Source organism: Bacillus sp. TH22 (genome assembly GCF_016651015.1).
GTDB classification, from domain to species: Bacteria; Bacillota; Bacilli; order Bacillales; family Bacillaceae_G; genus Bacillus_A; species Bacillus_A mycoides.
Genome location: NZ_JAEKER010000001.1, coordinates 4,096,772 through 4,119,791, shown reverse-complemented (window position 1 = coordinate 4,119,791; position 23,020 = coordinate 4,096,772). Strand labels below are relative to the sequence as shown.

The window sequence follows — 23,020 nt, the reverse complement described above, 5'->3', positions numbered from 1 at the left end:
TTAGAAGTTTTTAGCATTCGGTTTATTAAAGCCATACTGTTCAAAGAACTCTTCGCGGAAATCGCCAAGACGGTCTTCACGAATAGCTTGTCTCACCTGCTCCATTAAGTTTAACAGAAAATGAAGGTTGTGATAAGACGTTAAACGAATTCCGAACGTTTCATCACATTTCATTAAGTGACGAATGTACGCACGAGAATAGTTTTTACATGTGTAGCAATCACAGTTCGGATCAAGCGGCCCGAAGTCTCTAGCGAATTTCGCATTTTTCACAACTAAGCGGCCTTCACTTGTCATACATGTACCATTTCGAGCGATACGAGTTGGAAGTACACAGTCAAACATATCAACACCGCGAATCGCACCATCAATTAACGAGTCAGGAGAACCTACACCCATTAAGTAACGTGGTTTATCATCAGGAAGAAGTGGTGTTGTAAACTCAAGAACACGATTCATAATATCCTTCGGTTCACCAACAGATAGACCGCCGATAGCATAGCCAGGGAAGTCCATTGAAACAAGATCTTTCGCACTTTGACGACGAAGTTCTTCAAACTCCCCGCCCTGCACAATACCGAATAAACCTTGATCTTGTGGACGTTCATGCGCCTTTAGGCAACGCTCTGCCCAGCGGCTTGTACGCTCTACAGACTTTTTCATGTATTCAAAAGTAGCAGGGAACGGTGGACACTCATCAAATGCCATCATGATATCTGAACCTAATGCATTTTGGATTTCCATCGCTTTTTCTGGAGATAAGAATAATTTATCGCCATTTAAGTGATTGCGGAAATGAACACCTTCCTCTTCAATGCGTCGGAAATCACTTAAGCTAAATACTTGGAATCCACCTGAATCCGTTAAGATTGCACGATCCCAGTTCATAAACTTATGCAAGCCACCTGCTTCACGAATAATTTCGTGGCCTGGACGTAGCCATAAATGATACGTATTGCTTAAAATAATGCCAGAATCCATTGCTTTTAATTCTTCTGGTGACATTGTTTTAACTGTTGCAAGTGTACCAACTGGCATAAATGTCGGTGTATCAAATGAGCCGTGTGGCGTGTGCACTCGACCTAAACGCGCACCCGTTTGTTTACAAGTTTTAATAAATTCATAACGAATTGCTGTCATAATTTACTCCTTTTATTTGTTTCTCATTTTAGCGTGAGATGCAACGAACATCGCATCACCGAAACTAAAGAAACGATATTTTTCTTTTACTGCTTCATTATAAGCATGAAGTACATTATCTCTATTTGAAAATGCACTTACAAGCATAATTAATGTTGATTTCGGCAAATGGAAGTTTGTAATTAAACCATCAATTGCTTTAAATTCATATCCTGGGTACATAAAAATATCTGTCCAGCCAGAAGCTGCGCAAAGCTTACCACTATGATCTGTTGCAATCGTTTCTAACGTACGAGTTGATGTCGTACCTACTGTAATAATACGGCCGCCATTCTCTTTCACGCGGTTTAATAACGCCGCAGTCTCTTCAGACATATGGTAATACTCTGCGTGCATATGATGCTCTTCAATAGTATCTGCAGAAACTGGTCTAAATGTTCCAAGTCCTACATGGAGTGTAATGAATGCTAACCCGACGCCTTTTTGCTTCAATTTCTCGAGTAACTCTTCTGTAAAGTGAAGGCCAGCCGTCGGTGCTGCTGCTGAACCGATTTCCTTCGCATATACCGTTTGATAACGATCGCGATCTTCTAGCGTCTCTTTAATATATGGAGGAAGTGGCATTTCTCCAAGCTCGTCTAAAATTTCATAAAAGATGCCGTCATATGAAAACTCAAGTTGACGCCCACCTTGATCTGCTGTTCCAATGCAAGTTGCTTTTAACTTTCCTTCACCAAAAGAGATGACAGTTCCTTCTTTTACACGCTTCGCTGGCTTTATAAGCGTTTCCCACTTATCGCCTTCCTCTTGTTTCAAAAGAAGCACTTCAATGTGTGCACCTGTATCTTCTTTCACACCGTGCAAGCGAGCCGGCATCACTTTCGTTTCATTTAAAACTAAGCAATCCCCCTCTTGTAAGTAAGAAAGAATGTCTGTAAAATGTTTATGCTCAATATCTCCTGTTTCACGGTCTAACACCATCAATCTTGATGTTTCACGCTCTTCAAGCGGAATTTGTGCAATGAGTTCTTCTGGTAAATGAAAATCAAACAGATTAATATCCATAACTGTATCCACCTATTTCTTATTTGAATCGATTTATTATATACATAATGAAAGATAATGCAATACTTAACACAATACATTTGAGACTCCCACAACTACAGCCGCAAGCCCGAATCCTTACGGAATTACAGGTGGGATTCCTGAATGACTAAACGTTCGCAGTCCATTTCTGTTTTGAACAGCCTTCAAGATTAGGGTATCTCATTACCCCTCCTAAACCAGACCATATAGGTGTTTAGGCTGATTGACTGTTACCATCAGTCACAGTTGCGTAGCGAATATTCATCGCCCCAACGATATCACGATGTGTCTCAAACCCACATGGACACTTGTATCTTCTGTCTTGTGCTTTATTCTTTTTAGCACATTTCGGACAACTTTGACTTGTATAAGCTGGATTCACATACTCAACTTGAATACCAACTAATACTGCTTTGTATGCAATAAATTGCGCTAAACGACAGAATGACCAAGTGTGTAGGTTTTTTTCGTTTTTACGGCTTGTTCTTGCCGTCTGTCTTATATTCGTTAGTTGTTCTAATCGAATGACAGAAATATGATTATCAATCGCAAAACCAATGATTTCACGACTTATTTTATGGTCTTTTTCTTTCATCCATCTTTGCTCTTTATCATCAAATCGCCGAATCGCATTCACTTTTTTGTCTTTCCCTAACTTCTTACGAACACTTCGAAACTTACGCTTCTTATATTTGTTTTGCCTACCATTCCCAAAGAAACGAATCTTATCATCATCTGTGATCGCTACCGCGGGGACTTTGAGACCTAAGTCTACTCCTAAAATTTTCGTCCCTGCTTTTTCACTTGTAGGAAGCGTGACCGATATTTGTGCCATCCACTTATTCGATTTCTTCGTGATACGGAGTGTGCCTAGCTTATATTTTAACAAATCCAAATTGCGATTATTTTTATCCGTTAATAAAGCTCGAACCTTTAAACGCGTTGACTTTCCATTTACCATAAATGGAATTGAAATATAAGTACAGTCAAATGAATAATTTTGATTGTTCCATACACAAACAGGCCTCTTTAGAATCGGAATGATTTTATACTTACTTTTCTTTACTTTTGTAGCAAACAAACTTTTCGCGTCTTTGATTGCTTGATTCTTCACCGCACTTGGGATATTGGCTTCAATATCTTTCGTACTTTTTTTCGTGCTCGCCTTTGTGTCAGCCATTTCAGATACAAGCATATTCATGACTTTGATATACTCGCGGCTACTTTTTTCCAATAAGCACATTTGTTCTTTTGTTGGAAGCAATTTCACTTTCACTGTTAGGGTCTGTGACATACGTTTCATCCCCTCGTTTTTTGATGTTCAATCCACTGTTTTATTGTCTCACTTGACACATTTCCAGTAGTAAAAACAACATGGGACCGCGTCCATAAAATTTGTAAGTGCATGAGAGAGGGATTTCTTCTCTCAAATACTTTGATGTCACTCCTTTTATTTTTGCCATTGTATCAGCAGGACTAAGTGTTCGCGTGTATTAAAAAATAAGTGAACGTGGTCTTTAACCCATCCCATTATGATATTAACAATATCACGTGCGTTACATATCTCTGCAAACAACACCTTGAAACATTCTTCTATAATCATTTATCATAGTTACAATGTATCCGGTCTTTTCAAAAACTACAACAAAAAAGATTAAAGAAGCTACCCATACTTTGGATACTTAAAGTACCATAAACCTTACGATTTTTATTGGTACTCCGTATCCAACCACACTTTTATCCCATATCCCTAAAGGTAATGAAACTTCTCACTCAGACAGGGCTGTAATAAGCAGCTTTGGCATCTCCGTCATACTTTGGGCATCTCCATTCCGAAATGCTCATATGCGAGCGGTGTTACGATCCGGCCTCTTGGCGTTCTTTGTAAAAAGCCAATTTGTAATAAATACGGCTCATACACATCTTCAATCGTATGAGATTCTTCCCCAATCGTTGCTGAAACAGTTTCTAATCCAACTGGACCACCGCGGAACTTTTCAATAATACCAAGCAGTAATTTATGGTCGATATGATCAAGTCCTAATTTATCTACTTGTAATAGTTCTAACGCCATTTGTGTAATTTCCATCGCAATCGTTCCGTCACTGCGAACTTGTGCGAAGTCACGTACACGTCGTAATAGACGATTCGCAATACGAGGTGTACCACGGGCACGTCTTGCAATTTCTAATGCTGCTAACGAATCTATTTCAACTTCAAACACTTCTGCTGTACGTTCTACAATCGCAGAAAGCTGATCTACTGTATAATACTCTAATCGTGAAAGTACACCAAAACGGTCACGAAGTGGTGCTGATAATGCACCTGCACGCGTCGTTGCCCCAACTAGCGTAAATGGAGGTAAATCTAGACGTACAGAGCGAGCTGACGGTCCTTTTCCAATAACGATATCAAGGCAAAAGTCTTCCATCGCTGGGTATAACACTTCTTCAATAGATCTATGCAAACGATGAATTTCATCAATAAATAATACATCCCCAGGCTGAAGTGCTGTTAATACAGCCGCTAAATCTCCTGGTCTTTCAATTGCAGGACCTGACGTCGTTCGAATGTTAACACCCATTTCATTGGCAATAATATTCGCAAGCGTCGTTTTACCAAGTCCAGGTGGGCCATATAAAAGTACGTGATCTAACGTTTCTTCACGCATTTTCGCCGCTTCAATAAACACTTCTAAATTATGTTTCGCTTTATCTTGGCCAATATACTGACGGAGCGTCTGTGGCCGTAATGAATACTCTAAATCCGCATCTTCGTATCCAGATTCCCCTGAAAGGAGACGTTCGTCCATTATACTCACCTCTTACCATTTAGTAAAAGACTAAGTGCCTTTTTAATATATTGATCCGTCGTTAGTGATTCTTTTAATAACTCTGGTACAACGCGAGAGACTTCTCGTTCTGCATAGCCAAGTGCACGCAGTGCTTCCAGTGCTTCATCAAGTTCAACTGATGAACCTTTCTTCGTATCAAAACTTTCAGTATCTGAGAACAAATCAACAAACGCATCTGGTACAACATCTGCTAGTTTTCCTTTTAAATCTAAAATCATTTGGCGCGCTGTTTTCTTTCCGACGCCTGGGAACTTCACTAAGAACTTCTCATCTTCATGTTCAATCGCTTGAACGACCTGTCCGGTTTGACCAGAAGCTAAAATTGCAAGAGCACCTTTTGGTCCAATCCCCGATACACCTAACAATTTTGTAAATAATAAACGCTCTTCACGTGTTTTAAAACCGTAAAGTGCCATAATATCTTCTCTCACATAATGATATGTATAGACACGGATTTCTTGCTTACTTCTTTGAAATACATACGGATTTGGTGTGAAAATTTGATAACCAATTCCATTATGATCAATTACGACATATTCCGGTCCTACATACTCCACGTAGCCTGTAACATATTCAAACAAAATACGATCTCTCCCTCTTAAATCATGTATTCCATTTTAACATATTTAATGATAGAAAAGCGAGAATACCCCAACGAATGTTCTCTGTTTAAAACTTCTGTTATTTTCCATTGACAGAAAGGATAAAGCCCCTTAATATACAGAAGTCGATAATGATTATCAATACTAATTAAAGGGGTTACATCAGGATGAAACAAAAGCTATTTATTTTATTTACTATTATGCTAGTTGTTCTTTCTATCGTTGGCTGTTCTTCTCAAAAAGAAGAATCAAAAGCAAAAGAACAACCGAAAACGAAAGTTGTAAAACATGCTAAAGGGGAAGCAACAATTCCAGCTAATCCAAAGAGAATTGTTGACTTATCTGGATCAACAGAAGAATTATTACTTCTTGGTCATAAACCTGTCGGTACAGCAAACACATATAAAGATAAAATCCAAAATCATTTAACTGAAAAGTTAGACGGAGTAAAAGCTGTTGGCTGGTATTGGGCACCTAAAGTTGATTTAGAGGCTGTTACCGCTCTAAAACCAGACTTAATTATTTTAAACAATCGTCAATTGAAAATTTATGATCAACTAGAAAAAGTGGCACCGACAGTTGTTCTAGAAACAAATCTAGAAGACTGGCGCGGTAAGTTTAAAGAAGTAGGTAAACTATTTGGCGAAGAAAAGAAAGCCGACAAATGGATTGCAGACTACGATAAAAAAGCAGACTCTTTATCTAAAAAAATTAAAGAGAAAACAAAAGATGAGAACTTTATGTTCGTTGCAGTAACACCACAAAACTTCCGTGTATACGGTAGCTTCGGATATGGTGACATCATCTTTAACGACTTAAAACTTCCAGCAACAAAAGGCACTGATTTAAAACAAACGATGGCACAAGTATCACTAGAAGGCCTTGTTGCATTCCAGCCTGATCAAATGTTTATTGTAAACTTCGGCGGAGAAGCTGATAAAGTGTACGAAGACTATAAAAACAGTGCGGTTTGGAAAGATAATAAAGCAGTAAAAAACAATCACGTATATGAAGTATCGAATGAAGTCTTCAATACGAAAGCATTCAATCCAATTGGAAAAGATATGCTAATTGATGAAATCGCAAAAGAGATTTTAGCTAAGAATAAATAAGAAAAAGCAGCTCACCCTGAGCTGCTTTTTTTCTTATTTTGCACTGCGTATTGCTTCATTTTTTCGATTGTCTTCACGAATCCTTCTTTTGACTTAATACGAATACCACGCTTTAGTTTTGCTCGCTCATAACTCTCAAGCTTTTTCATATCAATTTGAAAGAAGGAATGGATCGCGTTATCACTTTTCGGTACCCCTTTAAAAATTTGCAATATCCCTTCCTCTGAAACACCAAAATAACCGCTCGTTTTCAGTAAAGGAGAAATATCATCAACTTTCCTTTGTAATACGATTTGCACATCATCACGATCAACAAGTTGCCATTCTTTATATTGCTGCAAAAACTTTTCTAAATCCGCTACTTTTTCTGTCAGTATTTCCTCACTTACTTCTCCATCAACATACATGCGCTCTAATAAAATTGTAACTTGAGGTTCTTTTTCTACTACTTCTGCCCTCACATCGGATCCATAAGCTAAGCAAAACATCACAACGAAAGCTTGCACTGCAATTAGCATCCATTTCATTTCTGTTCACCTCTTCTAGGCAAAATCATACTTTCATTTGTAGCTTTTCCGGAAATGGGGGTTTTATCCATATAAACAATAGCATTAAATTTCTAAGGAAAATAAAAAATGCAGATAAGGGTTAATCCTCATCTGCATGTATCATTTACTTTTATATAAAATGAAAGACGCCTGCAAAGCAGGCGTCTGATGCGTTTACGGCGAAAGACCAGGCGACCACATTCGCGTGTTTAGCACTTAAGCATATCTCTCGACTTACGTAAATTAGCTCATCGCTTTGCTAATATAACATTAACAAGGTAGAAGTGCAATATATTTCTAAATATATTTTTCTTCCTCTTTCAACCAATTGAAATTTATGTAAATTATAAATTGATTAATGTAATATATATGTTACAATTAATACTATAAATATAAACAGGGGATGAATACCTTGAAAAAAATTAAAGATGAACGCCTCATACTTCAAACGTTAAAAAACATACGTATTGCCTTTCTTTTTCAATCAATTGGTATAATCGGAATTTTAGGCTATATCGGATTCACAGAAGGAATGGATCAAATTACGAAATCTCCATTGTGGTTATTATTTATTCTTACAAGTATTGTACTTAGTTATTTACAATTAAGCGTTTCTATCGATGTAGAAGAAAGCGAAAAGGAAATAAAGTTAACTCCTTATTACAAAATTATTTTACGCTCTCTTATTGTAGGAATTATCATGGCTATTATTTATATCATTTTCAGTCCAGAACGACCTCTATTTGAAGCTATTTTAACAGGTGGTATTCTCTTCATATGCTTTTTAGCGTCTTACTCCGTTAGTTATTTTGTAAAAAAACGTCGTTTACAAGACGAAGATGAATAAAGAGGAAGGGCTATCCCTTCCTCTTTGATTTGTTATCGCATAGTACCAGTCAGGCCGTAACGAATGTCTCGGAACATATTTGTTATGTCACGATTAAAATCGTTTGTAGCTGTGCCGTTACGTAAACGCGTACTCATTGCATCGACACGAGTAAACATGTCATTTCTTACAGAAACATATACGTTTCTATTTCCAACTTCATTCACAACAGCTTGACGAATTTCGTTCGCCATCGCTGTTTCATTCGTCGCTGTATTACGTGGTTTTACCGCAATCGCTACATCGTTTCCATATACAACTGTAGAAACTCGATCTACGTTATTCATACGTTTCACACGATTCGTAATTTTCTCCGCAGTTTTACCATCATTGTTAATGTATGAATTGTTCATTGTAATATTACGAGTTGGGTGTGGATTAGCAATTTGCCCATTGTAATTTACATCACGATAATAGTTGGATCCTGCGTCATTACGACCGTTTCTATATGTTACATAATCTGTATAACGATCGTTACGCGTTACATTATCATTATATCGGTGTGTATCATTATAAGATGTACGCTCGTAATTATAGTTACGTCCATCCATCGCATTATTATCTTTTGGTGTACCACATGCAGCTAATGCACTGGTAACTAACAAAGAAGCAGCAATAACTTTTACTTTCGTATTCAATACAAAAACCCCCTCTGTTAGAATGAACTTCTCTTTCGAAAAGCTCCCCCTTATGATGAGTAACAGAGAGTTTTTTTACACTGTTAATATTTCACTAGGAATTTTCTAGCACTTAATGTAAATTCACCATATTCCTGACTATCACGAATACAAAAAAGGTGGGAATAACCCCACCTTTTTTTAAACTTCCTCTTCGTTCTCTTCTTCTGAAACTGGTTCTCCAAATACGTTTGGTGGGTCCGGCTGATAATACATCGTTCCTGGCTGTGGTGCATATGCTGGCTGAGTTGGTTGATAATATAAAGGATTAGCATATTGTGGTCCACCCGGTTGTGGACTATATAACCTACTTTCTCCTCCGCATCCACAATCTTCTTCACCTTGCACGAGTGGCGGCATATTATTATCCATTGGCATCATATTTGGATTTGGCATAGAAGTATATTGCGGCGCCATTTGTTGATACGGCATTTGATTGTATGGATTTTGTTGCTGATACGGCGGATATGGCGGCATCATTGGCTGTTGATATGGCATCATGTTTGGCATTTGATTGTTATCCATTATCGGCATCATGTTTGGCATTTGGTGGTTATCCATTATCGGCATCATGTTTGGCATTTGGTTGTTATCCATTATCGGCATCATGTTCGGCATTTGATTGTTATCCATTATCGGCATCATGTTTGGCATTTGGTTGTTATCCATTATCGGCATCATGTTCGGCATTTGATTGTTATCCATTATCGGCATCATGTTCGGCATTTGATTGTTATCCATTATCGGCATCATGTTTGGCATTTGGTGGTTATCCATTATCGGCATCATATTTTGCATTTGGTTGTTATCCATTATCGGCATCATATTTTGCATTTGGTTGTTATCCATTATCGGCATCATGTTTGGCATTTGGTTGTTATCCATTATCGGCATCATATTTTGCATTTGGTTGTTATCCATTATTGGCATTATATTTGGTGGTTGGTTGTTATCCATTATTGGCATTATATTTGGTGGTTGATTGTTATCCATTATTGGCATTATATTTGGTGGTTGATTGTTATCCATTATTGGCATTATATTCGGCACTTGAATATTAGGCGGTATTACTTGCGGGATAATAACACTTTCTTTTGATACGTTTGGTGAGACTATGTTCCCTACATTCTCTTTCTTCACTTGCGGCGACACTATATTCCCTACATTTTCTTTCTTCACTTGCGGCGACACTATATTCCCTACATTCTCTTTCTTCACTTGCGGCGACACTATATTCCCTACATTTTCTTTCTTCACTTGCGGCGACACTATATTCCCTACATTTTCTTTTTTCACTTGCGGCGACACTATATTCCCTACATTTTCTTTTTTCACTTGCGGCGACACTATATTCCCTACATTCTCTTTCTTCACTTGCGGTGACACTATGTTTCCTATATTGTCTTTTTTCGTTTGCGGAGAAATGACATTGTTAGGTTTCATTTTATTAATTTGAGGAGCAATTAACTCGCTTCCCTTTTTTATTACGTCTGAAATTTTATATTCTTTTTTCGCTTTAATTGGTGGTTGCGGCGGCTGCGGTAATACATTGATAGAAAATTTAGTGTTTTCTTTCGTAGTAGGTTTTAGTTTTTCTACTTTCTCTACAACAGGTGGTTTTTGAATGACAGGTGGCTTTTCAACTGGCTTCTCTTTTTGAATCGGAATTTCTTTTTGCACTTCTTTTTGTGGCTTCACTTGCACTTCCTTTTGCGGCTTCACCTGTATTTCTTTTTGCGGTTTTATCTGCATTTCTTTTTGCGTTTGTTGCATAGCTGGTTGTTGTGTAATAGGTGTTGATTGATACGTGATCTCATCTTCATCTTCTATTGCAAGTGGCGTTGGTGTTGATGCAAACTCTTTTTGCTGCACCTCTTTTACATATTGTTTCGGGGGCGCTGAACCCGATCCAGTTTGTTGTTTCACATGAACGCTATGCGATGGCACTTTAATTTTCATCCCTGGCATAATTAGGTCTGGATTGCTAAGCTGTGTATTTGTTTTTTTTAGCGTTTCAAAATCCACTCCGTACTTTTTTGCAATTTTCCAAAGGGTCTCCCCTTTTTGCACGATATGAATTTTCAAATTTTCCCCCTCCTGTATAACTTATCTATAAGTAAAAACACTTTGAAGTAACACTTTCTAAACAACATTAACTTCTTTTACTTTTATCACTTCTTCTATTTTCAATATGATTCGAAGTGGAATAAGTATAGAAAAACCGCAATGATTTCCTCAACACAATGTATGCCTATTTCATCCTTGTTATGATTATATGTACGAAAAAAAGCAACGGAAATCCCGCTGCTTTAAACGCGCTCTAACATACGATTTAATGCAAGAACTGCCTCTTCTGTTACTTGTTTCTCTACACGAATAACGTTAATTTGTTCTCCTCTTTCTATGTTCTCAAGTGCCCATAACAGGTGAGGTAAGTCAATTCGGTTCATCGTTAAGCAAGGACACATAAACGGATTTAGCGAAATAATTTCTTTATCTGGATGTTGCTGAATAATTCGGTTCACTAAATTCATCTCTGTACCAATCGCCCACTTACTTCCCGCCGGAGCTGCTTCAATCATATCAATAATATATTTCGTTGATCCTGCATAATCAGAAGCAGCAACCACTTCATAACAACATTCAGGGTGAACAATAATATTCATATCCGGATGATTTTTTCGCACATTTTCAATATTTTTCACAGTGAAGTTTTGATGAACAGAACAATGGCCTTTCCATAAAATCACTTGAATTTCTTCTATATCTCCATCGTACTCTAATGAATCTGTATGCGGGTTCCACACTGCCATTTTTTCTAACGGAATACCTAAATCATACGCTGTATTTCTTCCTAAATGTTGGTCTGGTAAAAAGACGAGACGCTCTTTTTGTGTAAACGCCCAAGACACCATTTGTTTTGCATTAGAAGAGGTTACTGTTGCCCCTCCATTACGACCACAAAACGCTTTGATCGCAGCTGTTGAATTTACATACGTTAATGGAATCATCGTATCCCCAAATAATTTCGCGAGCTCTTTCCACGCTCTTTCTGTTTGTTCAATATCTGCCATATCTGCCATAGAACAACCGGCACGCATATCTGGTAAGATGACAATTTGATCATCTGTCGTTAACATATCTGCCGTTTCTGCCATAAAGTGCACACCACAAAACACAATATATTTTGCCTCTTTATTATTCGCTGCAACTTGCGCGAGTTGAAGTGAGTCCCCTGCTGCATCTGAAAATTGCACCACTTCATCTTTTTGATAATGATGTCCTGGAATAAATAGTAATGCCCCCATTTTTTCTTTAATTTCACGGACACGCTCTTCCATCTCTAATATAGACATCGTTTGATAACGCTCTGGTAACATTACTTCGATTGGCTGAACTTTCTCTAAAATACCCATTTATGATTCTCCCCCTCTAAACCACTCTCATTAGGCCTCAATATTAAAACTAATATCAAGTGCTTTCACTGAATGTGTTAACGCTCCAAGTGAAATATAATCTACCCCTGTTTTTCCGTATTTTGATAAATCTTCAATTGTAATACCACCTGAAGCCTCCGTAACGATGGCACTTGGTACAATTTTTGAAAACTCACGAATCTCTTCTGGCGTACGATTATCGAACATAATAACATCTGCGCCGGCCTCTACTGCTTCTCTTACTTGCGCCTCTGTCTCTGTTTCGACTTCTACTTTCACCATATGTCCCAATCTTTCTTTCACCGATGTAACAGCTTTTGTAATCGAGCCAGCAAAAGCAATATGATTGTCTTTAATCATGACACCATCATATAAACCGAATCTGTGGTTAAATCCGCCCCCGCATACTACAGCATATTTATCAAACATACGTAGTCCTGGCATCGTTTTTCTCGTATCACAAATGCGTGTATGACTGCTATCTAAAGCAAAAACCGCCTTACGTGTCATCGTCGCTATCCCGCTCATACGCTGAATAACGTTTAATATAACGCGCTCTGCCGTTAATAATGATGCGATTGGGCCTTGCACGGTTGCAATTATTTCTCCTTTTTCTACAAGATCCCCATCTTTTTTATGAAGTTCAACTCCAATTCTCTGATCAATTAATTTAAATCCTTCTTCAATTACTAAGCACCCTGCAAATACCCCTGTATCCTTTACAAGAAACGTTCCTTTCGCAAGTGCATTATCGGGAAAGATAAGCTGAGATGTTACATCTCTTTCTCCTATATCTTCTAGAAAAAATCGATTTAATGCTTCCTTAACTTTTAACGTATTCATAAAACCCCTCTTCCCCTTATTAAACAAGTTGTAGTTTTCTTCTCACTCGGATAATCTCTTTTTTCACGCTATTTCTTTCTGGATAATCAATGCGATAATGACCACCAATACTGTCTTCTCTTTGCAAAGCTGATACTGTTATAAGCTCACAAACTGTTAACATATTAATAAGCGTTATCTCTTCATTTGTAAGTGCATCATATTGTAAGATCATATTTCGCACATCGTACCTACTAAACCATCTCTGAGCATATGATAAATTTTTCTCAGTTCGCACAATCCCAACATATTTCATCATGCATTCTTGTATTTCTTCTTTCAACGGTAAATCATTAAGAGCTATAAAACTTTTCCCTCTCTCTTCCGGCACATTTTTTCTTTCCTCTGCTGGCTTAGCTAAAATGTGTTTTCCTATTCGTCTTCCAAACACAAGACCTTCTAATAATGAATTACTCGCCAATCTATTCGCACCATGAACTCCATTACAAGCCACTTCACCGACCGCATATAAGTTTGAAATGGACGTCTCTCCGTCACAATTCGTCTTCACGCCGCCCATATGAAAATGAGCGCCCGGTACGACCGGAATAGAATTTTCTTTTAAATCAATACCATTCTTTTTACATAATGATGAGACGGTCGGAAAACGTTGTTCAAAGTTTTGGATGGTTTCGATGTTTAAGTACACTTTTTCACCTGCAAGAAGTTGTTCATGAATAGCCCTTGCCACTACATCACGCGGTGCGAGATCTTTCCCGGGATGTATATCCATCATAAAACGCTGTCCTTTTCCATTTATAAGGACAGCTCCTTCACCACGGACTGCTTCAGAAACGAGACCACAACATCGCCCGTCCACGTATAACATCGTCGGATGAAATTGTACAAATTCTAAATCCACAAGTTCTCCCCCAGCTCGATATATCATCGCAAGTCCATCGCCTGTAATTGTCTCATCATTCGATGTAAAGGCGTACAAACCACCTATTCCTCCTGATGCTAACACCGTATTATCAGCATAGTAACGCTTCAGCTTCCCTTCACTATTTCGCGTTAAAGCTCCTATGCATTTATTATTTTCTATAATGAAATCGAGCACCATTTCATGCTCAACGACAGTAACGTTCGGAACTACTTCTTGTATTAAATGCTCTAATAGATTTTTACCAGTTGCATCTCCTCCGGCATGTAAAATGCGCCGTTTTCGATGCGCCCCTTCTTTACCAAGGTGGATCCCTTTTTCATCCCCATCAAATTTCATTCCATTCGTAATAAGCTTACTTATTTCTTTCGGTCCCTCTTCAACTAAATAACGAACTGCTTCTTCGTTGTTATAATGGCAACCTGCCACTAATGTATCTTCAAAATGCCCACTCGGATCGTCATATGTAGCAACAGCTGCTGCAATTCCTCCTTGAGCTAAATGTGTATTATTATTGCGTCCTGTTTTTTTTGTGATAATTATCACATTCTTTTCGTGACAAAGCTCTTTCGCAACACGAAGCGCCGCAACGCCACTTCCAATAATCAAGACATCTGCACTTGGCATAATTGTTGCCTCCCACTTTACACTTTCCAACTGTCTTGACACCTATATTTACATAGTTTTAAAATAATGACAAGAGTTTTTTTACAATTCTTATTTTCACTACCATTCTAAAAACGAAAACAAATGTCACTCTTACTGAAGAGAGGAAATTACATGATGATATATCTAGATTATGCAGCGACAACACCTATGAGCGAAGAAGCTTTAGAAACATATGTAGAAGCAGCAAAGAAATATTTCGGAAATGAACAAAGTTTACACGATATCGGCGGAAGCGCATCATCTTTATTGCAAGTTTGTAGAGAAACATTTGCAGAAATGATTGGGGGTAAGGAACAAGGTGTATTCTTTACAAGCGGCGGTTCAGAATCTAACTACCTTGCGATTCAATCCCTTCTAAATGCTAGAAATGGAAAGCACATTATTACGACACCTATGGAACACGCATCGATTCGAAGTTATTTTCAATCCTTACAATCGCAAGGTTATACTATTACTGAGATTCCTGTTGATAAAAGTGGGATAATTCATTTAGTAGATTTAGAAGCAGCTATTACAGAAGATACTGCTCTAGCAAGTATACAGCACGGAAACTCTGAAATCGGGACCGTTCAAAACATTGCAGAGATCGGAGCACTTTTAAAAAAATATAATGTTTTATTTCATTCGGATTGTGTTCAAACGTTTGGTAAACTTCCAATAGACGTTAAAGCGATGGAGATTGATAGCCTCTCTGTTTCAGCCCATAAAATATACGGACCAAAAGGAGTTGGAGCTTGCTATATAAATCCGCAAGTTCGCTGGGAACAAGTATTTCCAGGAACTTCTCATGAAAAAGGCTTTCGCCCTGGTACAGTGAACGTTCCTGGAATCGCTGCTTTTTTAACAGCCGCAGAGCATATATTAAAGAATCAAAAGGAAGAGAGCTTTCGTTTTCAACAATTACGATCTTATTTTTTAGAGCAATTACAAACACTTCCTCTAGAAATTGAAGTGAAAGGACATTCTACTTCTTGTTTACCACATATTATTGGGGTTACAATAAAAGGAATAGAAGGTCAGTATACAATGTTAGAATGTAACCGTCATGGTATAGCCATTTCAACTGGAAGTGCTTGCCAAGTAGGTAAACAAGACCCTTCAAAAACAATGCTTGCAATTGGAAAAACGTATGAAGAGGCAAAACAATATGTCCGCTTTTCTTTCGGACATCACACAACGAAAGAACAAATTGATACAACTATTCATGCACTACACACAATTGGAAATCAATTTTATAGAGGTGTTAAATCATAATGAAACAAAATGATCAAAAAAAGATTTTAGGCGAAGAAAGACGACAACTCATCCTCGAGTGGCTTCTTGCTGCAAATGAACCGTTATCGGGGAATGAACTATCTAAAAAGACAAACGTAAGTAGGCAAGTTATCGTTCAAGACATTTCCTTACTAAAAGCACGAAATGAACCAATTATTGCGACTGCACAAGGGTATTTATATTTAAAGCCACAAACAAGACAACAAGCTTTTGAACGCGTAATCGTATGCCAACATAAACCGGCAGAAGTACGTCAAGAACTTACTATGTTAGTTGACCACGGCGTTACGATTAAAGATGTAAAAGTTGAGCATCCTGTATACGGCGACTTAACAGCATCGATTATGGTAAGTAATCGCTTCGATGTAGAACAATATTTACAAAAAATCGAAAACACAAACGCTTCCTATCTTTCGCAACTAACAGATGGTATTCACTTACATACAATCGAAGCAGATTCTAAAGAAAAATTAGATGCCGCTTGTGAGGCACTAGACCGCGCTGGATTTCTCGTTTATTAATGTAAAGCACAGAGTTTTTTATCATTCTCTGTGCTTTTTTAGTGATATAATATTGAAATCAATTGTAAAGGAGATCAACTATGGGGATTGAACTCGTTCACTTTAGCACTGGTAAACCGAAACAAATGAAATATGGCGAAGATAAAGAAATGATAACAGGTATATGTAAAGATCCTACAGAAGAGGCCTTCCTCTCAAAAGACGGATTCCGTGGTGATGATGTAGCGGATTTAAAACACCACGGGGGACCTGATCGCGCAGTTTGTGTGTACCCACACGAGCATTACGCACTATGGGAAGAGGAATTTCAAACTACACTTCCGGCTTCCACATTTGGCGAAAACATTACCGTAACAAATATGTTAGAGCGTGATGTATGCATCGGAGATACATATCAACTAGGCGAAGCAATCATTCAAGTTACACAAGCGAGAGTACCTTGTAGCACAATTTCAAAACGCCTTGGTATTCCTGGTATTTTGCCACGTATTGTAGCAACTGGATATACTGGGTATTTATGTCGTGTTCTTCAAGAAGGTACTGTGCGTAAAGATTCTAAAATTACATTACTAGAGCGTCCATCAAACAATGTATCTGTTTTGTTCTCTAACGAAATTTATTTTCATAATAGGAAAGATAAAGATGGCATTGAGAAGATTCTTGCTGTACCAGAACTAGCCGAGATTTGGCGTGGTCAGTTAGAGGATCGCCTTGCGAAGTTAAAATAATAAATCCCACCTTTTATAGGTGGGACTCTATTTATCTATCATACGGTATACTAGCGACCGAAATTATATCGACTTAACTACAAAATACGACAAACACTCCCCTTACAACCAATAAGAAGAATAACTCCCCAATACAGTAACAGAAAAACCAAGTGCTTCAAGTTCCATCGTTACGCCTGGCAATAATACGTCATCGTATGCTTTATCGACATCGATTAAGAAAAAGTAATTTCCAAGACCTGTTTTCATCGGGCGCGATTCAATTTTGGATAAGTTTAATTTTCTCCATGCGAAAGCTGATAACACTTGATATAGTGCCCCTGCGTAATCAGCAGGTAACGTTATCATAAGCGTCGTTTTCTCTCCTCGGTTTTCTCCGTTATTTGGGAGTACTGCTTTCTTTTTCTTATGGAGAACAAGGAAACGCGTATGATTGTTTTTATGCGTATGAATATCACGCCTTACAATTGTTAATCCGTACTTTTCTGCCGCTGCTTCATTTGCAATGGCGGCAACTTTTTCTTCAGGATGTTCTTTCACATATTGCGCAGCAGCACTTGTTGATGTCATATCTCGAACAGTTACGCCTTTTAATTCCTCATTTAAAAATTTATGGCACTGTGCAATGGCATGTGGATGAGAATGTACAGCGTATACTTCTTTCCACACTCCTTCGTACTGCGGGTGTACGAGTAAATGTTGCTGAATTGGCACTGTAATTTCTCCTACAATGGAAAGTGGCTGCTCATGTACGAGATAATCAACCGTTATATTAACTGAACCTTCTATGGCGTTCTCTAACGGTACAACTGCGAAATCTACGTTTTCATTTGCGGCTGCATCAATACAATCTGGAATCGTTCGATACGGTACATGCTCTGCTTCCGGAAAAAAACGACTCACCGCCATATTTGTAAATGTTGCCTCTGGTCCTAAATATCCTACTCGAATCATCGTCTTTTCCCTCTCTTTTTCGTTTTCTTACTGTTATACCATACTTTTTTATATTCTTCTATGTAAATTTCGAATATTTAAAAAAGACTAGCATTCGCTAGTCTAAATGTTTCTTGTATTCTCTTTGAGCGAAGAAGAAATAAATGATACATGCAGCGATATAAAACAGAATAAACAAACCTACTTTTCTTAATGAACCGTCCATAAAGAGAGTATTATGAAACGTATATAACGCAACTGCACTATGCATACTTCCTACTATAATTGGCGCAAAAAATAGCATACACAATTGCCAACGGGAAATTTTCCAAACTTCTTCCTTCGTCATCCCAAGTTTAGAGAGTGCCCCGTACTGCTTACGATCCGATGCAATATTATGAAACCATTTAAAATATACGATGCTACATGAAGTAAGGAAGAATAATATACTAATGAATGAGCCTACAAATAGAGTAATATCACCGCCTTCTTTCATATTCAGATATAACTCCATATTACTTCGAAATGCATCATTTGCATTTTGTTTCATATGTTTCCGTAAAGCTTCGTTTAATTCCTTCGTATTTTCGATATTTGGTAATGTATACCCTCTATATATCATTTTTTCAGAATCCGGAATTATATTTGCTATACTGTTAAAATCTTCATCATTCATGACAAAAAACAGACCATTAATGTATGAAGGGTGATAGTTAAATTGCCCCCCTTCTTTCTGACCGTTAAATGCGAATGGATACGCTTGATTCATTACTTGCAATTGAATCTCTTTTTGATTATATACATTTGGATAATTGCGTTTATTATAATAGACAAGTGTAACTGTTCCTTTTTTAGGATAATACATTTTCTGTTTTTGTTTTCTTGCCTCTTGATTGTATTCACTTTCCTTTATAATCGGTGCTACCTCTGTTTCTCCCTTATTGGACTGAAAGGATGCATACACTCCAACAAAACTCATATATTGAAAATTATCATATCCATATTGATGTAATAAGTTTTCAACCTTGTCTTTCTCGAAAACTTCATGAGCAGAAGTACCTTTTTCTATGTATGAAAATGAGTGTACTCCTCCGCCACGCCACATATCTTGCATGCTAGAAAAATATAAGAACACCGTACCTGTCGCCGTAACGACAAACGTTGTTGCCATAGACAACAGAAAGAAAAAGCGACTATTTTCCTTCATTCGATGTGACAATTGATTCACTATAAATAAATACGGATATGTATACATAATCTTTTTATTTCGTTTTATCACTTCTAACAATTGGCTAACACCATGTGTAAAAGAAAAATACGTTCCAAAAAAGATAAGTATAGACACAGGGAAAAAGTATAATGCTATCGTTGGCACCGTCACTTGTAGCGCTAGCGCATATCCCGTTCCTAAACAAGCAAAGCCGAATAAACAAAGCCACTTTGATGTTTTCCTCTCTCGTTTATCTGTTCGAAATTCTTTTAATAACCGTATGATTTTTATATTCCATATACGTAAAGCACTTATAAAAGATAACAGAACAAAGACGAGCATATATATAACAAACGTTACACCAATCGCTCTCATGTCAAATATGACAGGGAGTTCTTTCGGAAGATGAAGTAACATACTAAATACCATAAAAAAGAGTTTCAAAAAAATCATGCCAAGCCCAATACCGAAAATATTAGCGAAAATTCCGATCAATATTTGCTCGGTCATAATCACTCCTATTACGTTAGACTTCGTCGCTCCCATTAACATATATAACCCTAATTCTTTCTTACGTGCTTCTATGAAAATAGAAGTAGAGTACAAAATAAATATGACGAAAAAAGAAATAATTATAACGTTACATATGATAAGTCCCCAGCGTACATTTTGATACCACATCGTCTCTTGCATATACGGATGTACAATGACAGACATGTATGCATAAGAAGCAAATATGGCAAAACAACTACTTAAGAAAAACACTTTATAATTACGCCAATTTCCCTTTATATTTTGTAGCGCCAGTTGCCGAATGTTCATCTATCGTCCTCCTGTACCTTACTACATAGGCAAAAAGCTAGAGGTTTCCCTAGCTTTTCACGTGTTTTAAATATCCTCTTTGCGCGATCATAAAGTAAATGGCAGAAGCTAAAATATAAGCCCCTATTACAATCGCACCTGATTTCCATAAATCGATATAAAGCATTTTCCCTAACGTATGAAGAGCAAACCCACTATGAATTGTACCGATTAAAATTGGGATAAAGAAGATAACACCCATCTGACGAATTGCAATTTTACGAATTTCTTTATCTGTCATACCAATTCTTTTTAATGACTTAAATTGAATACGATCTTGTTCTTTATCATTAAACCATTTAAAGTATGTCATGCTACACGCAAAGAAGAAGAACAGTACTGCTACGAAGAATCCGATGAACATTGTAATCGCTCCACCTTCTCTTATATCTTTATAAGCGAACACTGCGTTTCTCAATTCCCCTTGCTTTTCTGGTGCAATTTCCTTTTTCAAATCTAGCACAAGGTCTTCCGTACTTTTCCAGTCTTCAATATAATAACCATAATATTTCGTCTTTTCTTCATCTGGTACGAGCTTTTCGTATTTCTCAAAATCTTGATCATTCACAATGAGATATTCGCTATCATTAAAAACAGAATATGACGTTGGCTCATTTAATTGAGCAGACTGCATTTGTCCGTTGATTGTAAATTCATACGGTTTCGTACGATCTATCTTCATAAGTTCATTTGCTGCATCAACCATAACCATCGTCGCACTACCTGGTGCATTATGAACCTCTGTAATTTGCTCTTTCTTTTGTTTACGCACTTCCGCGTTATATTCTTTTTCTGAAATAATCGTCATTGGTACTTCACGTTCACTGTTAAACAACATTATTTTCTGTGTTGCAGGTAGTTTTACGTAAGTTACTTTTCGTGCATCTTCAAACCCATGTTTTTTTACAATCTCTTGTTCTTTTTCTTCATTAATCAGGCTATGCGTGTTTAGTCCCTTTTCCTCATATGAAATAGCATGCGGTGTAAGCTCTATCGTTTTCGCACTCATATTTTCAAAATATACATAAAGCGTACCAACCGCTGAAGATACAACTGCCGTAATAATAGAAATTACAAATAGAAAACGAGCATTATCTTTCATTTTATAAATAAGATTGCTAAGTACGAACATATTTGGATACGTATAAAAAGATTTTTTTCTTTTTTGCAGTGCTTTTAATACGACTGTACTACCTTGTGTAAACAGTAAATACGTTCCGCCTATCGTCAGCCCTACAATCGGTAAAAACAGTATGATAAAATTCATAAATGTCACTTGGAAGCTAAGTACATATGCAACAATAATACATCCTATACCAACTACACCTAACCATGTAAATGCAAAAGGTTCTACTTTTTGTTTTCTTGCTTCTCTTAATAAATCAATAATTTGCAAGCGCCCTACTGTCCAAACACTAAACAATGATAGTATTAAAAAGAGGATAAAGTATACACCAGCTGTAATAAGAATTGCTTTACTATTCCATACGAGTGGAAGTGTTTTATCTATTTTCAATATTACGCTTAATGCTTGGAAAAATAATTTTGAACAAAGCATGCCAAGCCCAATACCTACTACAATTGCAATACTACCTAACATAAGCTGTTCTAATATAATCATTCGGCCAAGTTGAGATTTTGTTCCGCCTATTAATGTTAATAGACCAAACTCTTTTTTTCTTGCTCGTAAAAATGTTGAATTCGCATATAAAATAAAGAGTGCTGAGAAGATGACTACAATATAATTCATCGATTCTAGCCCTTTTGAGATCATATCCCTCATACTAATATTACCGCTTACGACATCTGGATGATAAATGAAGGAAGCATACATGAAAAATACGACAATCGATAAACAGCTACTAATAAGAAACGCTTTATAATTACGCCAATTTCCTTTTACGTTATTAAGCGCGAGCTGGCGAAAGTTCATGATATTCTCCTCCTAGCATCGCAAGTACATCCAGAATTTCTTGGAAAAAGGCTTGTTTCGTTCTTCCCTTATGTATTTCTGAGAAAATTTCTCCGTCGCGAATGAAAAGAATACGTTCGCAATAACTCGCCGCTACTGGATCATGCGTTACCATTGCAATCGTTACTTTCTTTTGCTCATGCAAATCTTGAAGTGCTCCCATTAATGATTTCGCTGACTTAGAATCTAAGTTTCCTGTTGGCTCATCCGCTAAAATTAATGTTGGTTCATGAATAATCGCCCTTGCAGCTGCTGCACGTTGTTGTTGTCCACCTGATACTTCGTATACTTTTTTATTTAAAATTTCTTCGATGTTTAAAAACCTCGCAATTTCAAGTACTTTCGCATCAATTTCTTTTACAGATTTCTTCGCCATTACAAGCGGCAAAATAATATTTTCTTTAATCGATAATGTATCAAGTAAGTTGAAATCTTGGAAAATGAATCCTAGATGTGTACGGCGAAATTCCGCCAATTTTGCAGCACGCATTTGATTAATTTCTTCACCATTTACAAGCACATGACCTGAAGTTTGCTTATCAATTGTTGCTAATAAATTTAAAAGCGTTGTTTTTCCGCTTCCTGAAGGCCCCATAATCCCTACAAACTCGCCTTCTTCAATTTTAAAATTTATATCATTTAAAGCAGTCGTCGCTACTGAACCTTTTGATTGGTACACCTTCGTTAACCCTTTTACTTCAAGAACACTCATTTCTAATCCCCCTACGTGTTTTCTTCTTACAT

The 23,020-nt window shown here is 37.3% G+C and carries 19 protein-coding genes and 2 pseudogenes; 5 read left to right on the top strand and 16 right to left on the bottom strand.

Features of this window, described 5'->3' with window-relative positions; translation table 11 throughout:
- The 6 genes and pseudogenes from tgt to ruvA all read right to left on the bottom strand — a co-directional run bounded on the left by tgt (window position 1) and on the right by ruvA (window position 5,661).
- Window positions 1-1,140 carry a tRNA guanosine(34) transglycosylase Tgt gene (tgt, locus tag JFU18_RS20985; protein ID WP_002015319.1) on the bottom strand — a complete coding sequence of 380 codons (1,140 nt, stop codon included), beginning with the start codon at window positions 1,138-1,140 and terminating at the stop codon, window positions 1-3.
- A gap of 12 nt (window positions 1,141-1,152) precedes the next feature.
- A complete protein-coding gene (queA, locus tag JFU18_RS20980; protein ID WP_002088783.1) occupies window positions 1,153-2,205 on the bottom strand; it encodes a tRNA preQ1(34) S-adenosylmethionine ribosyltransferase-isomerase QueA in 1,053 nt (350 codons plus the stop codon).
- Window positions 2,206-2,440: 235 nt separating this feature from the next.
- Complete coding sequence (locus tag JFU18_RS20975) at window positions 2,441-3,520, bottom strand: RNA-guided endonuclease InsQ/TnpB family protein (protein ID WP_201031818.1); 1,080 nt, start codon at window positions 3,518-3,520, stop codon at window positions 2,441-2,443.
- A gap of 5 nt (window positions 3,521-3,525) precedes the next feature.
- Window positions 3,526-3,823 (bottom strand): annotated as a pseudogene (gene tnpA, locus JFU18_RS29925) (IS200/IS605 family transposase); the annotation flags it as partial.
- A 213-nt stretch (window positions 3,824-4,036) separates the two neighbouring features.
- A complete protein-coding gene (ruvB, locus tag JFU18_RS20965) occupies window positions 4,037-5,038 on the bottom strand; it encodes a Holliday junction branch migration DNA helicase RuvB (RefSeq protein WP_000344470.1) in 1,002 nt (333 codons plus the stop codon).
- Between the two features lie 5 nt (window positions 5,039-5,043).
- Window positions 5,044-5,661 (bottom strand): Holliday junction DNA helicase RuvA, encoded by a 618-nt coding sequence (gene ruvA / locus JFU18_RS20960; RefSeq protein WP_002088786.1) that lies wholly within the window; start codon window positions 5,659-5,661, stop codon window positions 5,044-5,046.
- A 188-nt stretch (window positions 5,662-5,849) separates the two neighbouring features.
- Between ruvA and JFU18_RS20955 the strand changes: the two genes are divergently transcribed.
- Entirely contained in the window at window positions 5,850-6,794 is a 945-nt protein-coding gene (locus tag JFU18_RS20955) for an iron-hydroxamate ABC transporter substrate-binding protein (RefSeq protein WP_201031820.1), read from the top strand.
- A gap of 11 nt (window positions 6,795-6,805) precedes the next feature.
- On the opposite strand, the gene JFU18_RS20950 is transcribed toward JFU18_RS20955, so the two are convergent.
- On the bottom strand, window positions 6,806-7,321 hold the full coding sequence (locus tag JFU18_RS20950; RefSeq protein WP_002015325.1) for a BofC C-terminal domain-containing protein: 516 nt from the start codon (window positions 7,319-7,321) through the stop codon (window positions 6,806-6,808).
- Between the two features lie 433 nt (window positions 7,322-7,754).
- On the opposite strand from JFU18_RS20950, the gene JFU18_RS20945 reads away from it, so the two are divergent.
- Entirely contained in the window at window positions 7,755-8,189 is a 435-nt protein-coding gene (locus JFU18_RS20945) for a branched-chain amino acid ABC transporter substrate-binding protein (protein ID WP_088040188.1), read from the top strand.
- Window positions 8,190-8,221: 32 nt separating this feature from the next.
- Here the strand turns inward: JFU18_RS20945 and JFU18_RS20940 are convergent, their stop codons facing one another.
- From JFU18_RS20940 to nadB, 5 genes and pseudogenes are all read right to left on the bottom strand, one after another.
- Window positions 8,222-8,866: a YhcN/YlaJ family sporulation lipoprotein gene (locus JFU18_RS20940; RefSeq protein ID WP_016100589.1), complete on the bottom strand. Its 645-nt coding sequence runs from the start codon at window positions 8,864-8,866 to the stop codon at window positions 8,222-8,224.
- Between the two features lie 1,967 nt (window positions 8,867-10,833).
- Window positions 10,834-10,990 (bottom strand): annotated as a pseudogene (safA, locus tag JFU18_RS30555) (SafA/ExsA family spore coat assembly protein); the annotation flags it as partial.
- Between the two features lie 224 nt (window positions 10,991-11,214).
- Window positions 11,215-12,321, bottom strand: coding sequence for a quinolinate synthase NadA (gene nadA / locus JFU18_RS20930; RefSeq protein ID WP_002192476.1), 1,107 nt, complete (start codon window positions 12,319-12,321; stop codon window positions 11,215-11,217).
- A gap of 30 nt (window positions 12,322-12,351) precedes the next feature.
- Window positions 12,352-13,185, bottom strand: a complete 834-nt coding sequence (gene nadC, locus JFU18_RS20925; protein WP_002034160.1) for a carboxylating nicotinate-nucleotide diphosphorylase — start codon at window positions 13,183-13,185, stop codon at window positions 12,352-12,354.
- A 19-nt stretch (window positions 13,186-13,204) separates the two neighbouring features.
- The gene (gene nadB, locus JFU18_RS20920) at window positions 13,205-14,734 is read right to left on the bottom strand and encodes an L-aspartate oxidase (protein WP_201034337.1); all 1,530 of its coding nucleotides are present in this window, start codon (window positions 14,732-14,734) and stop codon (window positions 13,205-13,207) included.
- A 153-nt stretch (window positions 14,735-14,887) separates the two neighbouring features.
- On the opposite strand from nadB, the gene JFU18_RS20915 reads away from it, so the two are divergent.
- The 3 genes from JFU18_RS20915 to JFU18_RS20905 all read left to right on the top strand — a co-directional run bounded on the left by JFU18_RS20915 (window position 14,888) and on the right by JFU18_RS20905 (window position 17,300).
- Window positions 14,888-16,030 carry an IscS subfamily cysteine desulfurase gene (locus tag JFU18_RS20915; protein ID WP_193652397.1) on the top strand — a complete coding sequence of 381 codons (1,143 nt, stop codon included), beginning with the start codon at window positions 14,888-14,890 and terminating at the stop codon, window positions 16,028-16,030.
- Window positions 16,030-16,572: a transcription repressor NadR gene (locus JFU18_RS20910; protein ID WP_002034157.1), complete on the top strand. Its 543-nt coding sequence runs from the start codon at window positions 16,030-16,032 to the stop codon at window positions 16,570-16,572. The genes JFU18_RS20915 and JFU18_RS20910 overlap by 1 nt, the downstream gene beginning before the upstream one ends.
- A gap of 80 nt (window positions 16,573-16,652) precedes the next feature.
- Window positions 16,653-17,300, top strand: coding sequence for an MOSC domain-containing protein (locus tag JFU18_RS20905; protein WP_201031824.1), 648 nt, complete (start codon window positions 16,653-16,655; stop codon window positions 17,298-17,300).
- A 102-nt stretch (window positions 17,301-17,402) separates the two neighbouring features.
- Here JFU18_RS20905 and pheA read toward each other — a convergent pair whose 3' ends face one another.
- The 4 genes from pheA to JFU18_RS20885 form a co-directional block, all read right to left on the bottom strand.
- Window positions 17,403-18,254, bottom strand: coding sequence for a prephenate dehydratase (gene pheA, locus JFU18_RS20900; RefSeq protein WP_002067399.1), 852 nt, complete (start codon window positions 18,252-18,254; stop codon window positions 17,403-17,405).
- Window positions 18,255-18,351: 97 nt separating this feature from the next.
- On the bottom strand, window positions 18,352-20,265 hold the full coding sequence (locus tag JFU18_RS20895) for an ABC transporter permease (RefSeq protein WP_201034338.1): 1,914 nt from the start codon (window positions 20,263-20,265) through the stop codon (window positions 18,352-18,354).
- Window positions 20,266-20,314: 49 nt separating this feature from the next.
- Window positions 20,315-22,237, bottom strand: a complete 1,923-nt coding sequence (locus JFU18_RS20890; RefSeq protein ID WP_201031826.1) for an ABC transporter permease — start codon at window positions 22,235-22,237, stop codon at window positions 20,315-20,317.
- Complete coding sequence (locus tag JFU18_RS20885; protein WP_002015381.1) at window positions 22,212-22,988, bottom strand: ABC transporter ATP-binding protein; 777 nt, start codon at window positions 22,986-22,988, stop codon at window positions 22,212-22,214. Before JFU18_RS20885 ends, JFU18_RS20890 begins: the two co-directional genes overlap by 26 nt.
- Between the last annotated feature and the right edge of the window lie 32 nt (window positions 22,989-23,020).

What these genes read in the sequence shown, in the direction of transcription:
- tgt (WP_002015319.1), bottom strand. Translation starts at nt 1,140, where the DNA reads ATGACAGCAATTCGTTATGAATTTATTAAAACTTGTAAACAAACGGGT.
- queA (WP_002088783.1), bottom strand. Translation starts at nt 2,205, where the DNA reads ATGGATATTAATCTGTTTGATTTTCATTTACCAGAAGAACTCATTGCA.
- JFU18_RS20975 (WP_201031818.1), bottom strand. Translation starts at nt 3,520, where the DNA reads ATGTCACAGACCCTAACAGTGAAAGTGAAATTGCTTCCAACAAAAGAA.
- ruvB (WP_000344470.1), bottom strand. Translation starts at nt 5,038, where the DNA reads ATGGACGAACGTCTCCTTTCAGGGGAATCTGGATACGAAGATGCGGAT.
- JFU18_RS20955 (WP_201031820.1), top strand. Translation starts at nt 5,850, where the DNA reads ATGAAACAAAAGCTATTTATTTTATTTACTATTATGCTAGTTGTTCTT.
- JFU18_RS20950 (WP_002015325.1), bottom strand. Translation starts at nt 7,321, where the DNA reads ATGAAATGGATGCTAATTGCAGTGCAAGCTTTCGTTGTGATGTTTTGC.
- nadA (WP_002192476.1), bottom strand. Translation starts at nt 12,321, where the DNA reads ATGGGTATTTTAGAGAAAGTTCAGCCAATCGAAGTAATGTTACCAGAG.
- nadC (WP_002034160.1), bottom strand. Translation starts at nt 13,185, where the DNA reads ATGAATACGTTAAAAGTTAAGGAAGCATTAAATCGATTTTTTCTAGAA.
- nadB (WP_201034337.1), bottom strand. Translation starts at nt 14,734, where the DNA reads ATGCCAAGTGCAGATGTCTTGATTATTGGAAGTGGCGTTGCGGCGCTT.
- JFU18_RS20915 (WP_193652397.1), top strand. Translation starts at nt 14,888, where the DNA reads ATGATGATATATCTAGATTATGCAGCGACAACACCTATGAGCGAAGAA.
- JFU18_RS20910 (WP_002034157.1), top strand. Translation starts at nt 16,030, where the DNA reads ATGAAACAAAATGATCAAAAAAAGATTTTAGGCGAAGAAAGACGACAA.
- JFU18_RS20905 (WP_201031824.1), top strand. Translation starts at nt 16,653, where the DNA reads ATGGGGATTGAACTCGTTCACTTTAGCACTGGTAAACCGAAACAAATG.
- pheA (WP_002067399.1), bottom strand. Translation starts at nt 18,254, where the DNA reads ATGATTCGAGTAGGATATTTAGGACCAGAGGCAACATTTACAAATATG.
- JFU18_RS20895 (WP_201034338.1), bottom strand. Translation starts at nt 20,265, where the DNA reads ATGAACATTCGGCAACTGGCGCTACAAAATATAAAGGGAAATTGGCGT.
- JFU18_RS20890 (WP_201031826.1), bottom strand. Translation starts at nt 22,237, where the DNA reads ATGAACTTTCGCCAGCTCGCGCTTAATAACGTAAAAGGAAATTGGCGT.
- JFU18_RS20885 (WP_002015381.1), bottom strand. Translation starts at nt 22,988, where the DNA reads ATGAGTGTTCTTGAAGTAAAAGGGTTAACGAAGGTGTACCAATCAAAA.